General features: G+C 71.2%; 16 protein-coding genes. 9 read left to right on the top strand and 7 right to left on the bottom strand.

Annotation, left to right across the window (positions count from 1 at the left end; translation table 11 throughout):
• The first annotated feature begins 152 nt into the window (after positions 1–152).
• The 9 genes from EAO72_RS39235 (at position 153) to EAO72_RS39195 (ending at position 10,815) form a co-directional block, all read left to right on the top strand.
• The gene (locus EAO72_RS39235) at positions 153–1,142 is read left to right on the top strand and encodes a LacI family DNA-binding transcriptional regulator (RefSeq protein WP_148022288.1); all 990 of its coding nucleotides are present in this window, start codon (positions 153–155) and stop codon (positions 1,140–1,142) included.
• Between the two features lie 512 nt (positions 1,143–1,654).
• On the top strand, positions 1,655–2,581 hold the full coding sequence (locus EAO72_RS39230; protein WP_148021752.1) for a carbohydrate ABC transporter permease: 927 nt from the start codon (positions 1,655–1,657) through the stop codon (positions 2,579–2,581).
• 4 nt (positions 2,582–2,585) lie between these two features.
• On the top strand, positions 2,586–3,551 hold the full coding sequence (locus EAO72_RS39225) for a carbohydrate ABC transporter permease (protein WP_148021751.1): 966 nt from the start codon (positions 2,586–2,588) through the stop codon (positions 3,549–3,551).
• 79 nt (positions 3,552–3,630) lie between these two features.
• On the top strand, positions 3,631–4,968 hold the full coding sequence (locus EAO72_RS39220) for an ABC transporter substrate-binding protein (protein WP_148021750.1): 1,338 nt from the start codon (positions 3,631–3,633) through the stop codon (positions 4,966–4,968).
• A 340-nt stretch (positions 4,969–5,308) separates the two neighbouring features.
• On the top strand, positions 5,309–6,349 hold the full coding sequence (locus EAO72_RS39215; protein ID WP_148021749.1) for a substrate-binding domain-containing protein: 1,041 nt from the start codon (positions 5,309–5,311) through the stop codon (positions 6,347–6,349).
• Between the two features lie 86 nt (positions 6,350–6,435).
• On the top strand, positions 6,436–8,028 hold the full coding sequence (locus tag EAO72_RS39210) for a sugar ABC transporter ATP-binding protein (RefSeq protein ID WP_148021748.1): 1,593 nt from the start codon (positions 6,436–6,438) through the stop codon (positions 8,026–8,028).
• A complete protein-coding gene (locus tag EAO72_RS39205; protein WP_148021747.1) occupies positions 8,025–9,062 on the top strand; it encodes an ABC transporter permease in 1,038 nt (345 codons plus the stop codon). Before EAO72_RS39210 ends, EAO72_RS39205 begins: the two co-directional genes overlap by 4 nt.
• A gap of 243 nt (positions 9,063–9,305) precedes the next feature.
• The gene (locus EAO72_RS39200) at positions 9,306–10,031 is read left to right on the top strand and encodes a GntR family transcriptional regulator (protein ID WP_148021746.1); all 726 of its coding nucleotides are present in this window, start codon (positions 9,306–9,308) and stop codon (positions 10,029–10,031) included.
• 4 nt (positions 10,032–10,035) lie between these two features.
• Positions 10,036–10,815: a sulfite exporter TauE/SafE family protein gene (locus EAO72_RS39195; RefSeq protein ID WP_148021745.1), complete on the top strand. Its 780-nt coding sequence runs from the start codon at positions 10,036–10,038 to the stop codon at positions 10,813–10,815.
• Positions 10,816–10,972: 157 nt separating this feature from the next.
• Here the strand turns inward: EAO72_RS39195 and EAO72_RS39190 are convergent, their stop codons facing one another.
• From EAO72_RS39190 to EAO72_RS39160, 7 genes are all read right to left on the bottom strand, one after another.
• Positions 10,973–15,262: a S8 family serine peptidase gene (locus EAO72_RS39190; protein ID WP_222724144.1), complete on the bottom strand. Its 4,290-nt coding sequence runs from the start codon at positions 15,260–15,262 to the stop codon at positions 10,973–10,975.
• A 128-nt stretch (positions 15,263–15,390) separates the two neighbouring features.
• Complete coding sequence (locus EAO72_RS39185; protein ID WP_148021744.1) at positions 15,391–16,230, bottom strand: YhjD/YihY/BrkB family envelope integrity protein; 840 nt, start codon at positions 16,228–16,230, stop codon at positions 15,391–15,393.
• Between the two features lie 150 nt (positions 16,231–16,380).
• Positions 16,381–16,911: a hypothetical protein gene (locus EAO72_RS39180; RefSeq protein ID WP_148021743.1), complete on the bottom strand. Its 531-nt coding sequence runs from the start codon at positions 16,909–16,911 to the stop codon at positions 16,381–16,383.
• Complete coding sequence (locus tag EAO72_RS39175) at positions 16,908–18,344, bottom strand: sensor histidine kinase (protein WP_148021742.1); 1,437 nt, start codon at positions 18,342–18,344, stop codon at positions 16,908–16,910. The genes EAO72_RS39180 and EAO72_RS39175 overlap by 4 nt, the downstream gene beginning before the upstream one ends.
• Positions 18,341–19,024, bottom strand: coding sequence for a response regulator transcription factor (locus tag EAO72_RS39170; protein ID WP_148021741.1), 684 nt, complete (start codon positions 19,022–19,024; stop codon positions 18,341–18,343). The genes EAO72_RS39175 and EAO72_RS39170 overlap by 4 nt, the downstream gene beginning before the upstream one ends.
• A gap of 60 nt (positions 19,025–19,084) precedes the next feature.
• On the bottom strand, positions 19,085–20,776 hold the full coding sequence (murJ, locus tag EAO72_RS39165) for a murein biosynthesis integral membrane protein MurJ (RefSeq protein ID WP_148021740.1): 1,692 nt from the start codon (positions 20,774–20,776) through the stop codon (positions 19,085–19,087).
• Positions 20,773–21,936, bottom strand: a complete 1,164-nt coding sequence (locus EAO72_RS39160; RefSeq protein ID WP_148021739.1) for a lipid II:glycine glycyltransferase FemX — start codon at positions 21,934–21,936, stop codon at positions 20,773–20,775. The genes murJ and EAO72_RS39160 overlap by 4 nt, the downstream gene beginning before the upstream one ends.
• Between the last annotated feature and the right edge of the window lie 115 nt (positions 21,937–22,051).

Raw genomic sequence — 22,051 nt, 5'->3', positions numbered from 1 at the left:
CACCTTTTGACCCGGGGGCCTGTTTGCGTCAACATGCATGCACGGGCCGCAGCCTGCGCGCGCCCTCAGAGTCCTCTGCGAAGGAGCGGTCGAAGGTGGCGGACAAGGCAACAAGGACGCCCCGCTCCCGCCCGCCGCGGAAGTGGCCCTCGATGGCGGAGGTCGCGGCACGCGCAGGCGTCTCGTCACAGACGGTCTCCCGCGTGGCCAACAACCACGACAACGTCGACGAGACGACGCGCGCAAGGGTTCTGGCCGCGATGCAGGAGCTCGGCTACCGCCCCAACGCGGCGGCACGCGCGCTGGTCACGGGCAAGTTCGGGGCGATCGGCGTCGTCAGCTTCGACGTGGGCGCACATGGCAACGCCCGTACGCTCGGCGCCATCGCGGACGCGGCCCGCGAGGCGGGTTTCTCCGTCAACTTCATGGGCATCCGGGCGCAGACCGAGGCTGCCGTGCGCCAGGCCTTCCGTCATCTCATGCTGCAGTCCGTCGACGGCATCGTGCTGGTGGAGTCGCAGATGCTCGACACGCCGTCGCTGCACCTGCCACCCACCATGCCGGTGGTGGTCGCCGACGGCGACACGGGGCACCAGTACCCGAACGTGGACTTCGACCAGGCCAGCGGCACCCGGAGCATGGTCAACCACCTGCTGGAGCTCGGCCATCGGACCGTGCACCACGTCAGCGGTCCGCGCGACTCCTTCGCCGCCCGGCGGCGTGCGGAGACGTGGGAACGGACACTCGTCGCGGCGGGTGCGCCCGTACGTCCGACCCTGTACGGGGACTGGACCCCCGAATCGGGCTACCTGGCCGGCCGGACACTGGCCCAGATGCCGGAAGCCACGGCCGTCTTCGCGGCGAACGACCAGATGGCGCTGGGGGTCCTGCGGGCGATGCACGAGGCGGGGCGGTCCGTGCCGGACGAGATCAGCGTGGCAGGCTTCGACGACGTGCCCGAGGCACCGTTCTTCGAGCCGCCGCTGACCACGGTCCACCAGGACTTCGACGTGGTGGGCCGGCACTGCGTGACCCTGCTGCTGGAGCAGATAGAACGGCGCGACAACGGTCCGCGGCGCCTCGCCGTCGAACCCACCCTCGTGGTCCGGGCCAGCACCGCACCACCACCGCCGCCCGCCTGACACGTTCCGGCCCGCCTCCCGGCGCAGCACCACAGGCGGGGAGGCCGGCCGCTTCGGCACACCACCACAGGCCGGGAGACGGGCCCGATTCGGCGTACCGCCCGGCCGGGAGCCGTTCGCTTCGGCACCCACCGGCTCCTCGCCGAGAACGCGGCCGGCCGACCGGCGCACCCCGCGCCGCTCCCCTCCCACCAGCCATGACACCCGCGGCGGCCGGGACCTCCACGCCCGCGGGCCGTCCCGTAGTGCCCCGCGGCACCTCACGGGCCCACCTGGTCCGCCTTGCCCGGCCGGTGCTCGGGGCGCGCAACTCGCGGCCTTCTTCCCCAAATCGCGTTTGATCGCTGCTTCCTCGTGCTTGACGCCCATCTGGCGGTGATGCAACCATCGGGGCACACCGATGATTACGTAAACATCAAGCATCGGAGCGACCCCTTCCCGGCCTTGCGTTCAAGGCCCCCACTCCCTCCGACCCGTTCCCGACCAGTCGGTCACCGACGCAAGGAAGCACCATGACGCTCCTGTCGACCTCTGCGCAGGCGGTCCCGCCGCCGCGCCGACGAACCCTTATCCGTCGCCGGAAGGAGGCCTTCGTCGGCTGGGGATTCGTCGGTCCGTTCGTCGCGGTCTTCGGGCTCGTGTTCCTTGCCCCGATCGGATACGCCCTGTACCTCAGCGTCTTCCGGGACCGGCTGATCGGGGGCACGTCCTTCGTCGGCCTCGACAACTACAGCGAGGCGCTCTCGGACCCGCGGTTCTGGGAGGGCCTGGCCCGGGTGGGCCTCTTCCTCCTGGTCCAGGTGCCGATCATGCTCGGCATCGCGTTGCTCATCGCCCTGGCGATCGACAGCGGCCGGCTGTACGGCACGGCCTTCTTCCGCGTCTCGGTCTTCCTCCCGTACGCGGTGCCCGCCGTCGTGGCCAGCCTGATCTGGGGCTTCATCTACGGCACCCGGTTCGGCCTCGTCGGCAACATCAACGAGACCCTCGGCGTGACCCTGCCCGACCCGCTCTCCCCCTCCCTGGTCCTGGCCGCCATCGGCAACATCGTGACCTGGGAGTTCGTCGGCTACAACATGCTGATCTTCTACTCCGCGCTCAAGGTCGTGCCGCGCTCGCTCTACGAGGCCGCCGCGATCGACGGGGCGGGCGAGTGGCGCATCGTGGCGTCGGTGAAACTGCCGGCGATCCGCAGCGCCCTCGTCATCGCCACGATCTTCTCGATCATCGGCAGCTTCCAGCTGTTCAACGAGCCGAGCATCCTCCAGAAGCTCGCCCCCAACGCCATCACCAGCGATTTCACCCCCAACCTCTACACGTACTCGCTGTCCTTCGCGGGCCAGCAGCACAACTACGCGGCGACCGTGGCCATCGTGATGGGCGTGATCACCGCGATCATCGCCTACGCGGTCCAGCTGCGCGGCATGCGGAAGGGCTGAGCCGATGACCACCCCCCTCACCACAGAGGCGGCGGCCGAAGCCGCCGAGCCCGCCGGCGGCGCTCCGTCGACCACGTCCGCGCCCACCACGCCGAGACGCAGGAAGCGGCTCCCGCACACCCCGCTCAACCCCCGGCCCAGCCTCCCGCTGACGCTCGTCACCGGTCTGGCCCTGGTCTACACCCTGCTCCCGCTCGCCTGGCTCGTCATCAACTCCACGAAGAACCAGAAGGGACTGCTCGACTCCTTCGGCCTCTGGTTCGCCGACGACTTCAACCTCTGGGACAACCTCACCCGCACCCTCACGTACGACGACGGGGTCTTCGTACGCTGGTTGCTCAATACGCTCCTCTACGTCGCCGCGGGCGCCGGCGGAGCCACCGTCCTGGCCGTTCTCGGCGGATACGCGCTCGCCAAGTTCAACTTCCCCGGCCGCAAGGCGGTCTTCGCCGTCGTCCTTGGGGCCGTGGCGGTCCCCGGCACCGCGCTGGCCGTCCCCACCTTCCTGATGTTCAGCAAGATGGGCCTCACCAACACCCCGTGGGCCGTCATCATCCCGTCCCTGATCTCGCCGTTCGGCCTCTACCTGATGTGGGTGTTCGCCGCCGAGGCCATTCCCACCGAACTCCTGGAAGCGGCCCGCGTGGACGGCTCCGGGGAACTGCGCACCTTCTTCACGATCGCGCTGCCGCTGCTGATGCCGGGCACCGTCACCGTTCTGCTGTTCTCGATGGTCGCGACCTGGAACAACTACTTCCTGCCGCTGATCATGATCAAGGATCCCGACTGGTACCCGCTGACCCTCGGTCTCAGCGCCTGGAACGCGCAGGCCCAGACCGCCGGTGGCGAGGCCGTCTTCGACCTCATCATCACCGGCTCCCTGCTGACGATCGTGCCGATCGTGGTGATCTTCCTGCTGCTCCAGCGGTTCTGGCAGTCCGGCCTCGCCGCGGGCAGCGTCAAGGAATAGACCGCCCCCCTCTCCGCCTTCTCCGCCCTCTCCTCCCACTCCTCCCACTCCTCCCGCATCACCGACCAGGAGCACAGCCATGAGAACGCACACCACCCGCAGACTGCTCGGCGCGCTCGCCGTGGCCTCCGCACTCGCGCTGACCGCCACGGCCTGCGGCTCCGACGCCGAGGACGGCGACGGGGGCAAAACCCCGAAGGACGTCAAGTCCGCCTTGGAGAAGGGCGGCAAGGTCACGGTGTGGGCCTGGGAACCCACGCTCAAGAAGGTGGCGGAGGACTTCGAGAAGAAGTACCCGAACGTCGACGTCGAGCTCGTCAACGCGGGCACCGGCGACAAGCAGTACACCGCCCTGCAGAACGCTATAGCGGCCGGATCCGGCGCCCCCGATGTCGCGCAGGTGGAGTACTACGCCCTCGGGCAGTTCGCCATCGCCAAGTCCGTCGAGGACCTGTCGCCCTACGGCGCCCAGAAGTTCGGCGAGACGTTCACACCCGGACCATGGAACGCGGTCACCCAGGACAAGGCGGTCTACGCCCTGCCCATGGACTCCGGCCCCATGGCCTTCTTCTACAACAAGAAGGTCTTCGACAAGCACCACATCGAAGTGCCGACGACATGGGACGCGTACGTGGAGGCGGCCCGCACCCTGCACAAGGCCGACCCCAAGATCTTCATCACCAACGACACCGGTGACGCCGGAGCCACGACGAGCCTCATCTGGCAGGCCGGCGGCCGCCCGTACAAGACCGACGGCACCGACGTCACCGTCGACTTCGGCGACGCGGGCACCAAGAAGTACACCGCCACCTGGCAGAAGCTCCTCGACGAGAAGCTGGTCGCACCCATCAGCTCCTGGAGCGACGCCTGGTACAAGGGCCTGGCCGACGGATCCCTGGCCACCCTGTCCATCGGTGCCTGGATGCCGGCCAACCTCACCTCCGGAGTCGCGGCCGCATCGGGCGACTGGCGCGTCGCCCCGCTGCCGCAGTGGACGAAGGGCGACAAGGCGAGTGCGGAGAACGGCGGCAGCTCGCTGGCCGTACCGAAGGCCGCCAAGAACAAGGAACTGGCCTATGCCTTCACGGAGTTCGCGACCACCGGCGTCGGTGCCACCACCCGCGTCGCGGAGGGCGCCTTCCCAGCCACCCGGGCCGATCTGGAGTCCGAGAAGTTCCTCGACACCCCGTTCCCGTACTTCGGCGGGCAGAAGGCCAACCAGGTGTTCGCCGAGTCGGCCCGCAATGTCAGCACCGACTGGTCCTACCTGCCCTTCCAGGTGTACGCGAACTCGGTCTTCAACGACACGGTGGGCAAGGCATACGTCTCCTCCACCAACCTCACCGACGGCCTGAAGGCCTGGCAGGACGCGAGCGTCAAGTACGGCAAGGACCAGGGGTTCAGCGTCAACGACTAGCTCACCGCACCCATCCCTGTTCGAAATTGTCGCACCCCCGGTTCACCTGGCACGCCCGCGAAGTCGTTGGCAGGCCAGGCGAACTGGGGGCTTTTTATTGCCCATTGCTGGATATTGACGGTCGCGGTAACGGACTCATCTCGTCGCGTCACACCTCTTGACGTCCCGATCCATGCGTTGTGTTATGTAGCTAAACGTTTGAACCTGTTTGATTCTCAGGATCCAGGTTCCTCCGACGAGGCGCTCTCCCAGCCCTCGCAGCGTCTTCCTTCTCTCCTCCCGTACCGATCTCCGCGCGCCTGCCGGGCGGCAGGCCGCTGTCAGCACCTAGGAGCCCCCGATGTTCCGTTCCACCCCCAGCCGCGCGGCCGCCGCCACCGGTCTGCTGCTGACCCTCGGCCTGAGCACCGCGTGTTCCTCGGGCAAGGAGGCCACGTCCGACGGTCCGGCGGCCAAGGCCGGCGGCGCCCTCTCGATCACGTACCTGCAGAAGCAGGGCGACCAGGAGTACTTCATCGGCGAGGCCGCCGGCGCGAAGGAGAAGGCGAAGGAGCTGGGCATCGGCCTCAAGGTGGTCAACCTCGGCAACGACGCCAACAAGACCGTCAGTGAAGTGCAGTCGGCGATCGCGCAGAAGACGAGCGGCGTCGTCATCGTCGTTCCCGACCCGGCCGTCGGCCCGCAGGTCGTACAGACCGCGAAGGACGGCGGGGTCGCCCTCCTGACGTCCGACGACCAGATCTGCGCCACGGGCCCCGACCCTGCCGCCTGCGGCAAGGGTGACCTCGTGCCGCGGATCGGGTTCAGCGGCTCCCAGATGGGCGAGGAGGTCGGGAAGCGCGCCGCCGAGGAGTACGTGAAGGCCGGATGGAAGGCCTCCGAGACGCGGGTCATCTCGGCGTGGAAGCAGGACGTCACCGTCTGCGGCGACCGGGTCGCCGGTGCCGAGAAGGCGTTCCGGGCGGCCGTTCCCGGTGTGAAGAACATCGACGTCCCCACCGACAACACACCCACCGGCGCCCAGGACAAGATCGCCGCGACGATCACCGCCAACTCCGGCGTCAGGAACTGGGTGGTCTGGGGCTGCAACGACGAGAACGTCATGGGCGGCGTCACCGCGCTCGCCAACGCGGGCATCGGCCCCGACCACGTCATCGGTGTCGGGCTCGGCGCCTACCTCGCCTGCAAGGAATGGCAGTCCGACAAGCCGACCGGCATGAAGGCCGCGCTCTTCATCAACGGCAAGGACGTCGGCGCCCTGGCCGTCCAGACCATGTACGACAAGCTCAAGAACGGCAAGGAGTTCCCGGCCGAGGCCTTCGCCCCCACCACCATGGTCGACCACACGTCATGGAAGGACGCCGGAGTCACCTGCGGCTGAGCAGCCCCCCGCGGGCGATCTCCCGCACCCGCCCGCGAACCGCACCACGCCCCCTGCCTGCACCGTGCCTTCGAGGTGAACCGACCATGAACCCCGCGCAAGACCCGGCCCACGCGCCGGAGCCCCACGGCCATCCGCTGCCGGCGGCGCCCCACCCGATTCCCGTGGCGGTCTCGGGCGTCACCAAGCGCTTCGGCACGGTGCAGGCACTCGGCGGCGTCACGCTCGAGTTCCCCGCCGGCCGGATCACCGCGCTGATGGGTGAGAACGGCGCCGGCAAGTCCACGCTCCTGAGGATCCTCACCGGTGACCATCAGCCCACGGAGGGGAGCGTCGTCGTGAACGGGGAGCCGGTCGCGCTCGACTCCCCCGCACGCGCACGGGCCGCCGGGATACGGATCATCCCCCAGGAGCCCGAGATCATCCCCCACGTCTCCGTGGCGGAGAACGTCTACGCCGGCGCTCTCCCCCGCACCCGCGGACGGCTGCTGGACCGGGCCGAGCTGAACCGGCGCATCAGGGCCGACCTGGACCGGCTGGGCTTCGCCCATGTCCTGGACCCCGCCCTGCTCGGCTCGCAGCTCACCCCCGCCCAGCGGCAGCTGGTGGAGATCATGCGTGCGCTGACCGGCGGCACGACCGCGCGGCTGATCGCGTTCGACGAACCGACGTCGTCGCTGTCGGAGCACGAGGTCGACGCACTGTTCACGCTGATCCGGCGGCTCCGCGACGAGGGCATCGCCCTCGTCTACGTCTCCCATCGCATGCAGGAGATCTTCCAGCTGGCCGACCGCGTCGCGGTGCTGCGCGACGGCAGCCTGGTCGGTGTCCAGGACGCCGCGGCCACCGACGAGAGCGAGCTGGTGCGCCGGATGGTGGGCCGCGATCTGTCTGCCGCGTTCGTCCGCCAACGCGTGGCGGTCGACCGGCTGGTCCTCGACGTCCAGGACCTCACGACCGACGATGTCACGGGCATCTCGCTCCAGGTGCGGGCGGGCGAGGTCGTCGGTCTCGCCGGCCTGATCGGGGCCGGCCGCTCGGAACTCGCCCTCGCGCTCGCGGGGGACGCCCCCATCCGCAGCGGCAGCGTCGCCCTCGACGGCACGCCGCTGCGCAGCGGCCGGCCCGGCGAGGTGATCAGGGCGGGGCTGGGGCTGGCGCCCGAGGAGCGCAAGGCCCAGGCGTTGTTCCTGCGGCAGTCCATCAAGGACAACACCTCGCTCGTGGTGCTGGACCGGCTGCGGCGCTTCCGCTTCGTCCGCCGCGCGGCGGAGCGCCGCCTCGCGCAGGAGTACACCGACCGGCTGCGGGTGCGCGCCCCGTCCATCGACCACGAGGTGGGCAAACTCTCGGGCGGCAACCAGCAGAAGGTGGTCCTGGCCCGGTGGCTCGCCCGCAAGCCGAAGGTCCTGGTCCTCGACGAGCCGACCCGCGGCATCGACGTGGGCGCGAAGGCCGAGATCTACCGGATCATCGCCGATCTCGCCGCCGAGGGAGTCGCGTTGCTGGTCATCTCCTCCGAGCTCCCCGAACTCCTCGGCCTGGCCGACCGCGTCGTCGTCATGCAGGGCGGCCGGATCACGGGCGAACTCGACCGCGGTGATGCCACCGAAGAGTCCATCCTCCAACTCGCCATGGCCGATGACATCGTCGGCCCCGCCCCCGGAGCCTCATCATGACCCTCACCCGTACCCCTTCCCCCGCTGTGAAGGGGTCCCCCGACGACGGCGTCGCTGCGCGACGTCCGAAGCTCTTCGCCGGCACGGGCGGACAGAACATCAGCCTGATCGGCGCGCTCGCCGTCGTCCTGGCCCTCTTCGGAGTCCTCAACGAGAACTATCTGAGCCTGTCGAACATGCAGGTCATCGCGGAGGCGGCGACCATCACCGGGCTGCTCGCGATCGTCCAGACCGTGGTCATCATCTGCGGTGGCCTCGACATCTCCGTCGGATCGCAGGTCGGCGTCGCCTCCGTGGTCAGCGCCATGACCTTCACCGCCACCGGGTCGGGAGCCTTCCTCGGGATGGCCGCCGCCGTCGGCGTCGGGATGCTGATCGGCGCCCTGAACGGCATCGTGATCGTCTACGGCCGGGTCAACCCCACGATCGCCACGCTCGCCGGCCTCGCCGCGTACAAGGGGCTCGCCCAACTCCTCTCCGACGGGCGCGCCCAGGGCTATGTCCTCAACAACGACGTCTTCATCTTCCTCGGGCGCGGCAAGATAGCCGGTCTGCCGGTCATGGTCTGGATCCTGATCGTCGTGGCCGTCACCGTCCACCTGCTGCTCAAGTACACCGACATCGGGCGCAATCTGTACGCCATCGGCGGCAACGACACCGCCGCCAGGCTCGCCGGCATCAGCATCAACAAGTACCTGATCTGCGTCTACGCGCTCATCGGGGTCGTCGCCGCCATCGCCGGCATCCTGCTCACGGCCCGTACCGGATCGGGACAGCCGGTGTCCGGCAGCGAAGGTCTCGAACTCAAGGCGATCACCGCGGCTGCCCTGGGCGGTGCCGCGCTCAAGGGAGGCAAGGGCGGGATCGGGGGCACCCTGCTGGCGGTGGCGCTGCTCGGCTGTCTGGAGAACGGCCTCACCGTCCAGGGCATCAACACCTTCTGGCAGAACGTCGCCCAGGGCGCGCTTCTCGTCATCGCCGTCGTCATCCAGCAGCGGCGCAGCGGCGAGCGGACGGTCGGGCTGCCTCACTGACGCTTCCGCGCGGCGGCGTCCGCCGCGCGGAAGCTCCGGGCGCGATGGCCGGCGGTCTCGGCCACGGCACCCGCTCGGACGGGAGGAGTACGAGCGCCGAGTCGTCCGGACCGGCGTTGGTCCCCCGGCCAGCGACAGAACCACAGGTCAGGCGTTTCCCCAGGTCGCAAGGGGTGGCGTAACACCGGCGAAACATGGAGGCGGGTACGGTCTGCAGCCCTGAACAGGCTGAGGGGGCAGAACATGACCATGACCACGGGCCGGGCGGCACAGGCCCGGCGGGCCGCCGACGCGTTGCGGCAGCGCATCGTCGCCGGTGAGTTCGAGGACGGCAGGCTCCCCGACGAACACGTGCTGAGCCGATCGCTCGGCGCCTCGCGCAACGTCACCCGGGAGGCGCTGAACCTGCTGCGGGACGAGAACCTCGTCGTCCGGCGGCGCGGCATCGGCACCCTCGTCACCGCGCACACCTACCGCCACGGACTCGACCGTCTGGCGGGGCTCGCGGAAGAGCTCACCCCTTATGGCACGGTCTCCAACGACGTATGTGAAGCACACGTCGTCCCGCGGCCGCCCCCGGCCATCGCCGAGCGTCTCGCCCTGCCCGCTGGGTCACCGGCCGTCTACATCGAGCGGCTGCGCCGGCTCGACGGCAGCCCGCTGTCCCTGGACTCCACATGGCTGGCGCCCGACATCGGGCGGCCGTTGCTCGAACGCGACCTGGTGGAACAGGACTTGTTCGCGCTGATCGAGGAGGTGACCGGGGCCGCCCTCGGCAGTGCCGAGGTCACCGTGCACGCGGTCACCGCCGAGCCGGACATCGCCCGGGTGCTCGATGTCACGGCCGGGGCCGCGCTGTTCGCCATCGACCGGCTCACCCGGCTGTCCGACGGGCGGCCGGTCGACGTGGAGTCCCTGCGGGTACGCGCCGACCGGTTCGCGCTGCGCGCCGTACTGCCGAGGAGCTGAACGGATGACGGCCCCTCCGGACGCCGCCCACCTCGTCCTGCTGGCTCTCGCCGGCCTCCTCGGCGGTATCGGGATCACGGCCATCGGACCCGGCGGCGTGCTGCCGACGATCGGTCTGTTCCTCCTCACCGGCCTGTCGCCGTCCGGTGTCGCCGGCACCGCGATCGTCACGCACGTCGCCACCGGCCTCCTGGGCACAGCGGCCTATACGCACTCGGGTCAGTTGAAGGCGGCGGCCACCCGCCGCTGCGCCGCCGTGCTGGCCCTGGCGGCGCTGGCCGGCACCCCGCTGGGCGTGCTGTGCAACACCCTGGTCGCAGGGCGCGGCTTCGGACTGCTGCTCGCCTGCGCGGTCACCGTCGCCGGAGTGCTGGTGTGGGTACGCGACCGGCGCGCCGCGCACGTGCCCGACGACCTCACGGGCCCCGGTGTTCCCCACGTCCGCTCGGCGGTGGTCGGTTTCGTCGTGTCGCTGGCGGCGGGCCTGTTCGGGCTCGGCGGCCCGATGCTCGCCGTGCCCCTGCTCGTCGTCTGCGGACTGCCGGTGCTGGCGGCGCTGGCCGCGGCACAGGCGCAGTCGATCGTGATCGCGGGTGTGGGCACGGTGGCCTATGTGCTGCACGGCGATGTGGACTGGCCGCTGGCCGCTCTGGTGGGCGTGCCGGAACTGGCCGGGGTCCTGATCGGCTGGCGCATCGCCCACCGGGTTCCGGCCCGGCGCCTCAAGTACGCCTTGGTCGCGGGCCTGTTGATGGTGGCGCCTTACCTGGCCCTGCACGGCTGACTCCGCCCTCGGGGCGCGGCCTCGCGGACCCGCCCCGGCGAGTGGGTCATCGTCACGACCGGACACCCGGAGCGACCGGAGCACCGAGCGCACCGAACGACTCGGAACGGGTCCGGCGGAGCCCATGAGCCGGGTTCCGCCGGACCCGTTCCCGGTCTCAGTCGGGAAGTCCGGCCGTGACGACCTTCGTCGAGCCGCCGTCCGTCGTGTCCATGGCGTAGAAGGCGACCTCGCCCCGGTTGTTCACCCCGATGCCCTCGGTGGGCACCCAGTGATGGGTGTCCACCATCGCTCCGAGGTCGTACATCCGGCCCTGGGGGTCCCACATCACAGCGGTCGTGACATCGGGGCCCAGTTCGGCGGTGCCGACGATCCAGCCGGCCTCGTTGATCTGGAGAGCGTCCGCGTCGAACCCGAAGTCGGGCAGCCGGGTCATGGTGCCGCCCGGCTTCAGGACGAACGCGTCGTGCCCGCTGGTGCCGACGACCGTGCCGGCCTCGTTGATGTCCCGGGCGGAGCTGTCGCTCATCCCCGGCAGCGTCCCGAGGTCGGTGACCGTCCCGTCCGGCGCCCATCGGACGGCCCGGCGCAGGCCGTCCTTCCGGGAGTGCCCGACGGTCACTCCGGCGTTGTTCAGGGCGAGCGGTTCGGTGAGGCCGCGCTCGGACGGCGTCAGGTGGGCCAGCTTCGTGAAGCCGCCGTCCTTCGTCCAGGTGAAGCCCTCGTTGACCGTGAGCTTGCGACCGGTGGCGGGGTCGGTGACCAGGCCGGAAGCGTTGCCGACGACCGTGCCGGAGTCGTTGACCGCGAACGCCCGGTCGTAGGTGTACGCCTCCCAGCCGGGCAGCGGCAGGGTGGTGAGCGTGCCGTCCGGTGACCACACGCCACCGCGGGTGCCCTCGGTCAGCGTCAACTGGCCCACGGCGTAGCCCGCGGAGTGGCTCGCGCCCAGGGCGTGGCCCTCGCGGGCGCCCGCGTTGTCGAGCGGGGTGACGCCGGTCGCCGCGTCCCAGCGGATCGGCTGGGAGCGGCCGGCCTGCTGCCGGGATCCGACGACGCGGCCGCGGTCGTCGAGGTCGAAGGCGATGGCGGGGCCGAACGCGCCGATGACCTCGGCCTTCGGCTGGGTGACCGCGCCGATGAGGACGTCGGAGCTGCCGATGACGGTGTTCTCCTCGGTGACCAGGGAGAAGCGCCCCACCAGGCTGCGGCCCGCCGGGGGCCTGGTGTCGGCGACCAGGCGGCCGCGGATGCCCAGCGACGCGCCGGAGGCGAGGTCGACGGGGGTGTCGTCCTCCACGGTCGCGGCGCCGAGGGAGTCGGAGAACATCGTGTCCTGGATGTCGAACTCCGTGCTGCCGGAGGGCACGCTCACCCCGGCGATCTGGAGGAAGTAGTAACCGGGCGTCGGCTTGTCGACCGTGATCGTCTCCTCGGAACCTCCGTTGGTGGACGACGCGATCAGCGCGCCGCTCTGGGCGACCAGGAACAGGTCGAGGTCGGCCTTCGGGTCGGACACGTTGCCCATCGACACCTCGAAGCGTGAGGCGTCGCGCGGAACGGTGACCTGCTTGCCGGTCATCTGCTGGTCGCCGACGGTGGGATGCGCTTCTGCCAGAGCGCCCAGGGCGCCGCCGGCCGCGTGCGCGCGAACGGGCGCGAAGGCGTTGACGGCGGTGACGTTCCGCTCCAGCGGGGCGTGCAGCGCCGCCTCGGCGACGATGGCGGACGGCGGGTCGAGCGTGGCGCCCTGGACGGTCGCGGTCAGCCGGTAGGGGTTGTCCAGCAGCGGTGAGGTACGCCGGCTCTCCACCTCGAACTCCCAGACGCCGGGCATCGGATGCGCGTACACCCGGGTGGTGGGGTCGCACTCCTTCGCGTCGGAGTAGTGGGTGTAGCAGCGGGCGGCCGCGGTGTCGTCGGCCGGCATGCCCTGGGGGTCGACGGCCAGGAAGCGGGTCTGGGAGCCCTCGGCGATACGGGACAGGTCGACCCGTACGGCGGTGGCACCCTTCGGTACGGAGACGAACAGCGACCGGGTGCGGTTGCGGACGGCCTCGCCCGACGCCGTGACGCGGTACGCGGGCTTCGCGGGTAGGTCCGCGACGACCACGGTGACCAGGATCATCCGGTCGACGCCGGGGGTGGCCGGGTCGTCGACGCGCAGGACGGCGGAGTGCGCTCCGGTGGTCCGGGCGCGGGCGCGCACGGGCACGACGGTGCTGTCGCCCTGGTTCAGGCGGACCCGCGCGGGAGCGTCGAAGGTGCCGTCGTTGCCGAGCCAGGACAGCTCGGTGACGGTGCTGCCCGACCCGGTGCGGGTGATCTCGACGTCATAGGTGCGGGCCTTGCCCGTGACCTGGCCGCCGTCCTGGGGCGAGCAGCGGTTGTAGACGCCCTCGCCGCTGTGCGGGGTGGCGAGCATCCCGGACAGGGCGCCGCAGACCGGGGCCTCGACGTCGTAGGCGGTGGGCTCGGGCCGCTTGCCGTGGGGCTTCCCGGCCAGGGTCTTCCAGGCCGCGGGCACCGAGATGAGGCCGGCGCCCTGCGCGTACGCGGGTTCGTCGTCGAGGAAGCGTGCGGAGCCCGTCAGCGCGGCCCGCAGGGCGGCCGGGGTGACGCTCTCGCGACCGGTGCCGGCGGCAGCGGAGAGCAGGAGTGCGGCATCACCCGCCGCCAGCGGGGAGGCCATCGAGGTGCCGTTGAACATGCCGTAGCCCGGCGGGAGTTCATAGCCGGCCTGCGGAACGGGCGAGCCCGGCAGCCAGGTAGGTATCGAGGACACGGCGGCGCCGGGCGCGAGCAGGGTCGGCTTCATCCCGCCGTCCTCACGCGGTCCGCGCGCGGAGAACGGGAAAAGCGCCTGCCGTGCGGAGACCCGCGAACCGTAGTCGGCCCACCAGGTCTCCCGGCTCACCGAGGCGCCGACGCTGACGACGCGGCCGGCCACGGACGGGTCCCCGACGGTGTTCATGCCGGGACCGTCGTTGCCGGCGGAGACGAAGATCTGCACGCCGTACTCGTCGATGAGCCGGTCGTAGAGCACCGCGCGGACGTTCTGGCCGTCGTTGAGCGCGGGCAGTCCGCCGACGGACAGGTTGACGACGTCGACGTGCTTGTTCACGACGGCGTCGATCATGCCCTCGACCAGTGCGTAGGAGGTGCAGCCGGAGCTGAACATGCAGACGCGTTCGGACACGATGCGGGCGCCGGGCGCGGCGCCGTTCATCTTCCCGCCGAACAGGCCGTGCCCGGCGGCGATGCCGGCGACGTGCGTGCCGTGGGCGCCGGAGACGATGCCGATGTTGACGAAGTCGGCGGTCTTGCCGGTGCTGGTGCCGCCACGCGGGGAAAGGTCGACGTCGTCGCGGTACTCGACGGTGAAGGGCAGTGACTCGGCGACGGGGGTGGCGGGGTCGTCGGTGCCGAAGCGGGCCGTAGTGCCGCTCTCGGCGTACGGACGTACGGTCTCGTCCGCCTCGAAGGAGTGGTCGAGGTCGGTGTCGACCCAGATGGTGTGGTCGGCCTTGCGGTACAGGACGCCGAAGCTGTCCGTGTAGTCGCCGTCGCGGTTGACGTCGCCGCCCAGCTCGCTGCCCCAGGTGCCGCTCTCCTTGAACACCTGGAACTGGAAGGCGCCTTCGGGAGCGGTCCAGCTGACGCCGCCGCTGGAGAAGGACGGGCCGGTGACCTTGGTCCGCATCTCCAGCCAGGTCGGATCCTGGTCCGTCACGGGGTCGGTGGCGGTGACCCAGTCGGCGATCTTCGGGGCGCCGGTCGTGGTGGTCCGCAGCGCGGGATGGCTCGCGTCCACGCCGGTGTCGAGGACGCCGACGGTCACGCCGCGGCCGTCCCAGTCCGGGTGGTCCTCGACGAAGTCGACGGCGCCGGTGTCGGCCGTCGGCAGGTAGGGGTTGGCGGCGGGCGTGCCCTTTCCGGGCGCGGCCGCGGGCTTGCCGGCCGCGGAGGCCTTCCGGTCGGCCGCCGAGACGGGGGACGGGTCCGGCAGGTCGAAGGTCTCGCCGAGGTCGATCGCGTCGACGCTGCCGAGCGCCGCCAGTTTCTCGGCCTTCTCCGTCGGCACGGTCGCGCGTACGTAACCGAGCCGGTCGTCCGACGTGGCGACATGTGCGCCCAGCGCGGCGAGGTCGGCACGGAGCTGTGCGGTGCGGCCCTCGGGCGCGGCAAGCAGGACGGTGACCGTCTTCGCCTTGCCGGAGCGTGCCTTCTGCAGCAGCGTGCGGTCGTGGGAGCCCAGCTTGTCGGCCCGGACGTCCTTGGGTACGTCGGCCTTCCGCGCCCCGAGCGGGTGCGGGATCTTCGCGGTCGGTGCGGGTGGCGCGGCGTGGGCGAGCGGGCCGGAGAGGCTCAGCAGTGAGCCGGCCAGGGCGGCCGTGAGGGCGAAGGCGGTGAGCCTTCGCCCTCGGGAGGCGGTGTGTGGTCGCACGGTCCCTCTTTCGGTCGGTTGCGTCCCGGAAGGTCTATGGGACGAAGCCGGACCGAGGGCAGGGGCTCGGGGTGGCGGGTTGTCGACATGGCGTAAGGACGCCAGCGCGAAGCGCTGTTGACGCCTCCTCAGCTACCGGTGCTGTCCGGGCCGAAGTACCGGTTCAGCGGCGGCTCCCGGGCGAGTACGGCACCGATGGTGAACGCGAAGGTGAGCGCGCCGCACACCACGATCAGCCAGGACAGCAGCGTGAGGACGAGTCCCAGCGAGCCGTACTCCCCCAGGGCCCTGTTGAGTGCGCCCGGCATGTAGAGCCGGGCCGTGAGCGCGAGTGCGCTCGTGGCCGCGGCGGCCAGGAGGGCGCCCGGCAGCAGCGGCAGCCACCGGACCCGGTTGGCCAGCAGGAGGTGCTGGGTCCACAGCCACACCCCCGTACTGACGAGGAAGAAGACCGGGGCACCCAGCCACAGGCCGGCCCCGAAGCCGTTACGGAACGGTGCCTGCAGCAGCACCACGAGCAGGAGCACCAGCAGCCACACCGCCCAGCGCCAGGCCGCGATCCTGGTCCCGGCCCTCGGGAGCAGCCAGGCCCGTTCGCACACCCGGGCCATCGCGCGGCTGAAGCTCGTGGCCGAGACCAGCGCCACGAGCACGCCGACGATCCCGGTGGTCTCCCGCAGCCCTTCGGTGGCGGTCCGGCCCAGGACCTGCCGCAGTTCCCGGTCGGACGGGCCGGTCAGACCGAACATGGCCCGCAGGGACTCACCGAGCTGGTCCCGGACGCTCTGCGGGGCGAAGGCCGCGAGGGCGAACAGTAGCGGTACCGAGGCCAGGAACGCCTGGGCGGCGAGCCGGGTGCCCGCGTCAAGCAGGTTGCCGCTCACCAGCCGGCTCGTCAGCTCCGAGAGCACGGGGAACCGGCTCTCCGCCCTGCTCCGGAGGCCCCGCACCCGGCTCGTCCACGACATTGCGCCTCCCGATCCCGCCCCGACGTCCAGCCCCCATTCGACGCAACCCCGCGTTCCGGGGCCACTCCGCCGTGCCGTACGGGGGAGCGCGCCGGTACCGGACGGCGACACCGGCACCGCTCGGGCGTACGGGTGAGGGCCGGGGCGCCGTCAGACGGAGCAGCGGGCCGGCCCGATGACGCCGTCGGGGCCGGTCACCGTCACCGCCTCGCCCCGGTCGGCCGTCCGGGCCTGGGCCGCGGTGCAGAAGAGCTGCTGGCGTGCGGATTCCGACAGCGTGGTGACCGGGGTGTTCAGGGCGACGCGCACGCCCTGCGCGCTCAGCTCGACGCCGATCTTGACCCGGGCTACGGGAAGTTCGGAGCGCAGGCCCGCGTCACGCTCGGCTCCGGTGGGGCCCGAGAAGAGCAGGCCGAGAGCCTTCGTCGCCCCCGCGGGCGGCTTCTCGCCGTAGCCCGCCCCGGATCCGTCCTCCGGCCTTTCGGCGTAGCGCACGACCGGCATCAGCCGGGACGCCGTCGACGAGGACACGAAGTACAGGACCGTGCCCATTTGCCCCGCCGGGGCGACCTGCACGACCGCGGGTTCGCCCGCCTCGACGACCTCCGTGGCCCGGATGCCGCAGCCCGCGGCGAGCAACGCCAGCGGCAGCAGCGCACCGAGCACGCGCGCGCTCCTCATACGCCCTCCAGCGGCAGCTCGACGGTGAACACCGCGCCCCCCGCAGGCCGGTTCGCGGCATGGACCGTGCCGCCGTGCAGCCGGACGTTCTCCCGGGTGATCGCCAGGCCCAGTCCGCTGCCCGTCGACCGGGTGCGGGCCGCGTCGGCCTTGTAGAAGCGGTCGAAGATGTGCGGGAGCACGGCGGCGTCGATGCCGGGGCCGCTGTCCTCGACCTCGGTCACCAGCCGGGCCACCCCGTCCCGCCGCCCGGTCCGCACCCGTACCGTGACGGGCTCGGCTCCGTGCCGGAGGGCGTTGCCGACCAGGTTCGCGATGACCACGTCGAAGCGGCGCGGGTCGATCACCGCCCGTACGTCCTGCGGGAGTTCGGTACGGATACGGTCCTCCCAGTGTCGGGCCTGGAGGGTCTTGCGGATGGTCTCGGCCACGTCGACCTCGTCGCTGTGGAGATCGACGGCCCCGGCGTCGAACCGCGAGATCTCCATCAGGTCCTCGACGAGCGTGGCGAGCTTTCCGGTCTCGGCACTGATCAGCCGGACGGCCGCGGCGGTGTCGGGGCGCAGCCCGGCGGCGTCCTCGTCGAGGACCTCCGTGACAGCGAGCATTCCGGCGAGTGGGGTGCGCAGTTCGTGCGAGACGTCCGAGGCGAAGCGCCGCGCCCGTTCCTCGGCCCGGCGGAGTTCCTCCACGGACTCCTCCAGTTTGGTCGATGACTCGTTGAACGTCCGTGCCAGTCCGGCGAGTTCATCGGATCCGCGGACCGCGATCCGGGTGTGGAGCTCGCCCCTGCCGATGCCGGCGGCGGCGCGGCGCAGATCGCGTACCGGACGCAGGACGCTGCGCGCGGCGAGCAGCGCGGGAACCAGCGCGATGAGCAGGGCGGGCAGGGCGCCGTCGCGGGCCGCGCTGACCATGGCGGCGACGTTCGCCTCCTCCGTCGCCAGGGGCATCACGGCGTAGAGGACGATTCCGGTGGGCTGGCGGCCGTCGCCGCGGTTGAAGAGCGCCGGCATGCCGACGGTCAGCCAGGGCTTGCCGTCCTTGACGACCCGCTGGAACGAGCCGTGGCTGTTCTGTTGGGTAGCCGCTCGCAGGCCGGCCGTGATGACGGTGGAGGTCGGCCGGTCCGAGGAGGAGACCCGCAGGCTCCCGTACTCGGCGAAGACGGTCCAGGCTCGGGCCTTGCCGTCACGAGCCAGTCCCAGACACATGTCCCGCAGCCCGAGGCGGTCCGGTGGCAGGTCGGTGCCCCGTGCGCTGACGCGGTCGCGGAACTGGGCGACGGCGGTGTCCTGCGCCTGCTGCAGGATCGCCGAGCGCGCCTCGCGGTAGGTCAGGGTCGCGGTGGTGGCCGCGCTGACCGCGGCTACGAACAGGAACGCGGCTATCAGGCGGGTGCGCAGGCCGAACCGGGCGGAGATCAGCTTCATCCGAGCGGCCCGAAGCGGTAGCCGAAGCCGCGGACGGTCTGGATGTAGCACGGGCTTCCCGCCACGTCCTCGATCTTCTGCCGCAGCCTGCGCACACAGGCGTCGACCAGCCGGGCGTCACCGTGGTAGCTGTGCTCCCATACGTATTCGAGAAGCTGCTGGCGGCTGAAGACCTGTTCCGGCGCGGCCGACAGATGCAGCAGCAGTTTCAGTTCGGACGGGGCGAGCAGCAGCCGCTCCCCCGCCTTGGCGACGGTGAGGCCGACCCGGTCGACCGTCAGTGCGCCGTGGGTCTCGACGCCGCTGCGCCCTGCGGGTTCGGCGAGCCGCCGCAGCACCGCGCGGATCCTGGCCTCGATGACCTCGGTGCGGGCGGGCTTGACGATGTAGTCGTCCGCGCCCGCCTCCAGTCCCACGACGACGTCGAAGTCGTCGCCGCGTGCGGTGAGCATGATGATCGGCAGCTGGCTGGTCTCGCGGATGCGGCGGCAGACCTGGACGCCGTTCATTCCGGGCAGCATGAGGTCGAGCAGGACGAGTTCGGGCCGGAAGTCGTCGAGTGCGGCGAGGCCCGCCTCGCCGGTGCCGACGGTCCGCATGTCGTGCCCGCGCCTGCGCAGGCCCAGCTCGACCCCTTCCCGTACGGAGGGGTCGTCTTCGATCAGCAGCACGCGAGGCATGGCGTCATTGTCCCAGCGGTCAAGGAGTGGATTCAGAAGTGTGAGCGGACCGGTGGTCCCTCAGCCGCGTCGCAGCCGGCCGCGTACGGCGCCCAGTGCCGTGCTGACCTCGGTCAGCCGCAGCGGGCGGGCCAGCAGGGCCACGACCAGGAACAGGACCAGCACCCCGGCCCCGGCCGCGGCGAAGTCCCCGAGTCCCGCCCCGTCCGTGTCGACGACGCGGGCCGCCCCGTACGCGAGCAGCCCCGCGGGCACGCACGCGGTCACCAGGCGGGCGTGCGCCCACACCCCCGGCGAGCGCAGCAGCGAGGGCCCCGGCGCACCGGAAGCGGCGACCCTGCGGTGCAGTACGTACGCGGTGACGGTGAACCCGGCGAACAGGGCCACGGAGTACGCCCCCGCCATCCCCGTCACCGCCCAGCGTGCGGGCAGCAGCAGATAGGCGGTGACCGAGAGCCCCGCGTTGAGCACGGCGATGACCAGGTTGAGGAGGAAGGGGGTGCGGGTGTCGCTCATCGCGTAGAAGCCGCGGGAGAGCACGTACTGACCGGAGTACGCGATGAGTCCGGGAGCGAAGGCGGCCATCATGCCGGCCATCACGGTGATGTCGGCCGGGCCGGTGTTCCCGTATCCGAAGACGGACCCCATCACCCACGGGGCGAGGGCGAGCAGGGCGGCGGCGGCCGGGATCACGACGGCGGCGGAGGTCCGCAGCGCGTACGAGACGTCGCGCCGCACCCCGGCCAGGTCGCCGTCGGCGGCGGCCCGGCTCATCCGCGGCATCAGCGCGGTCACGAGGCTGACGGTCACGATGCCCTGCGGCACCACCCACAGCTGGAAGGCGTAGCTGTACGCGGTGTAGCCGGCGCCACCCGCGACGTTCTGGTCCGCCGCGTGCTGGCCGGTGGCGGTGGAAAGCCGGGTCACCACCCAGTAGGCGGCCTGGTTGGTGAGCACCATCATCACGAGCCAGCCGGCCGCCCGCAGCGGCCGGGTCAGTCCGCTGCCGCGCCAGTCGAACCGGGGCCGCCAGCGGAATTTCGCGGCGCGCAGGGCCGGCACCAGTGCGAGGGTCTGCACGGCGATCCCGGCCGTGGTCCCCCAGCCGAGCCACTGGGCCTGCGCGGAGGTCAGTTCACCGCCGGAGCTCGCCGCGGTCCAGAGGTAGAGCCCGAAGACCGCGATGATCACGAGGTTGTTGAGGACGGGGGTCCACATCATGGCGCCGAACCGGTTGCGGGCGTTGAGTACTTGCCCGAGCAGGGTGAAGAGCCCGTAGAAGAGGATCTGAGGCAGGCAGTAGCGCGCGAGGGCGATGGTGAGTTCGGCCTGGTCCCCGTCGTACGTGGGGGCGTACACGGAGATGATCAGCGGGGCACCGACGACGGCGAGCGCGGTGAGGGCGAGCAGCCCGACGGTGCAGAGGGTGAGCAGGCGGTCGGTGTAGGCAGCCCCGCCGTCGGAGTGCTCCCGAGCCGCCCGGACGAGTTCGGGGACGAAGACGGCGTTGAGGGCGCCGCCGATCAGCAGCATGTAGAGGATGTTGGGGACGGTGTTGGCGACCGTGTAGCCGTCGGCCCGCAGTCCGGTGCCGAGCGCGGCGACGACGACCGCCGAGCGTATGAACCCGGTCGCCCGCGAGACGACGGAACCGGCGGCCATGACGGCGCCGCTGCGCAGCACGGAGCCGGAGCCCTGGCGTTCGCGCTGTTCGGGGGCGACCGTGCCGGTGGTCGCGTCCGCGGCCGTCACCGGTGCGCCAGGTAGGCCTGGAAGGCCCGGTACAGCGTCTTGTTGGCGGTTCCGCCCACTGGTGTCTCCCACTCTCCGAGCGTCTCCACGACCTGCCCGCCGGTGCCGAGCTTCCAGCGCAGCAGCCCGAAGGGACGGTCGTCGGGATCGAGGGTGGAGGATACCCCGCGCATGTCGTACACCTCCGCGCCCTGGGCCTGGGCGTCGAGCAGCATCTGCCACTGCAGGGCGTTGCTGGGGCGGACCTCGCGGCGGTGGTCGGCGGACGCGCCCGTCTGGTACCAGACCCGGCGCCCGGTGCTGATCATCGTGTGGGCGGCTAGGATCTCGCCCTCGTGCACGGCGAGGCAGAGCTTCATCCGGCCCGGCTGTTCGGCGTTGAGCACGGCGTACTGGCGCTGGTAGTAGGCCAGGGAGCGGCCGAGCCGGAATCCGTCGCGTTCCTCGGTGATCCGCAGCAGGCGGTGGAAGTCGGGGAGTTCGGCCGCGCTCCCGGTGACGATGCGCACGCCCGCCCGGCCGGCCTTGCGGACGTTGCGGCGCCACTCCTGGTTGAGCCCGGCCCACAGGTCGTCCGGGGTCCGTCCGGTCAGCGGCACCCGGAAGACGTAGCGGGGCTGGGCGTCGGCGTCGTCGCCGTCCCCGCCGCAGCGCCGCCAGCCGCGGGCCCGCAGCCGGTCGGCCACGGCCGCGCCGAGCGGGTCGACCTCGCGCGCCAGTACGTCACCGACGGTGCGGCCGGGGCCGGTGGCGGCCTTGAGGCGGGCGGTGTCCCAGCTGCGGTAGGCCGGGGACGGACCGATGCGTACGGCGAATGCCCCCGCGCCGCGCAGATGCGCCATGAGGGGCCGCAGCCAGTGATCGATTCCGGGATCTGCCCAGTCCGCCACCGGCCCTTCCGGTATATAGGCGAAGTATTTGCGGGTGCCGGGGAATTGCCGGTAGAGAATCAGCGCGCTGCCGGCCACCTCACCGCATTCGTCGAGCCAGCCGACCCTTTCCGACGACCACTGGTCCTTCACACCGGCCCAGGACGGGTACTGGAGAAAGCTCGCGTCCGCTCGCGTGGCCAGGTGCGCGCGGTGCTCGGCGGCCGTCAGACCGCGTATCCGTAGGTCCTGATGACGGCTGCGGTCTCCGGTCGCGAGCAGCGCTGACATGTCCGTGGCCCTCCCTCGTGGGCCCCGCGGCGGTTCGGCGGGGCTGCACAGGATGCTCACAGCGGACCATGACCGGGCTGCGCGCCGGATGTGACCGGACGGTGACCGTTGCGCT

This window comes from Streptomyces sp. OR43 (genome assembly GCF_008042275.1).
In the GTDB taxonomy this organism is placed as follows: Bacteria; Actinomycetota; Actinomycetes; order Streptomycetales; family Streptomycetaceae; genus Streptomyces.
Note: the sequence above shows the minus strand (reverse complement) of the source record. Positions and strands in the feature narration are given on the sequence as shown.

Bases quoted from the DNA above. Each gene is read 5' to 3' on its own strand.
- EAO72_RS39235 (WP_148022288.1), top strand. From the start codon at position 153: ATGGCGGAGGTCGCGGCACGCGCAGGCGTCTCGTCACAGACGGTCTCC.
- EAO72_RS39230 (WP_148021752.1), top strand. From the start codon at position 1,655: ATGACGCTCCTGTCGACCTCTGCGCAGGCGGTCCCGCCGCCGCGCCGA.
- EAO72_RS39225 (WP_148021751.1), top strand. From the start codon at position 2,586: ATGACCACCCCCCTCACCACAGAGGCGGCGGCCGAAGCCGCCGAGCCC.
- EAO72_RS39220 (WP_148021750.1), top strand. From the start codon at position 3,631: ATGAGAACGCACACCACCCGCAGACTGCTCGGCGCGCTCGCCGTGGCC.
- EAO72_RS39215 (WP_148021749.1), top strand. From the start codon at position 5,309: ATGTTCCGTTCCACCCCCAGCCGCGCGGCCGCCGCCACCGGTCTGCTG.
- EAO72_RS39210 (WP_148021748.1), top strand. From the start codon at position 6,436: ATGAACCCCGCGCAAGACCCGGCCCACGCGCCGGAGCCCCACGGCCAT.
- EAO72_RS39205 (WP_148021747.1), top strand. From the start codon at position 8,025: ATGACCCTCACCCGTACCCCTTCCCCCGCTGTGAAGGGGTCCCCCGAC.
- EAO72_RS39200 (WP_148021746.1), top strand. From the start codon at position 9,306: ATGACCATGACCACGGGCCGGGCGGCACAGGCCCGGCGGGCCGCCGAC.
- EAO72_RS39195 (WP_148021745.1), top strand. From the start codon at position 10,036: ATGACGGCCCCTCCGGACGCCGCCCACCTCGTCCTGCTGGCTCTCGCC.
- EAO72_RS39185 (WP_148021744.1), bottom strand. From the start codon at position 16,230: ATGTCGTGGACGAGCCGGGTGCGGGGCCTCCGGAGCAGGGCGGAGAGC.
- EAO72_RS39180 (WP_148021743.1), bottom strand. From the start codon at position 16,911: ATGAGGAGCGCGCGCGTGCTCGGTGCGCTGCTGCCGCTGGCGTTGCTC.
- EAO72_RS39175 (WP_148021742.1), bottom strand. From the start codon at position 18,344: ATGAAGCTGATCTCCGCCCGGTTCGGCCTGCGCACCCGCCTGATAGCC.
- EAO72_RS39170 (WP_148021741.1), bottom strand. From the start codon at position 19,024: ATGCCTCGCGTGCTGCTGATCGAAGACGACCCCTCCGTACGGGAAGGG.
- EAO72_RS39160 (WP_148021739.1), bottom strand. From the start codon at position 21,936: ATGTCAGCGCTGCTCGCGACCGGAGACCGCAGCCGTCATCAGGACCTA.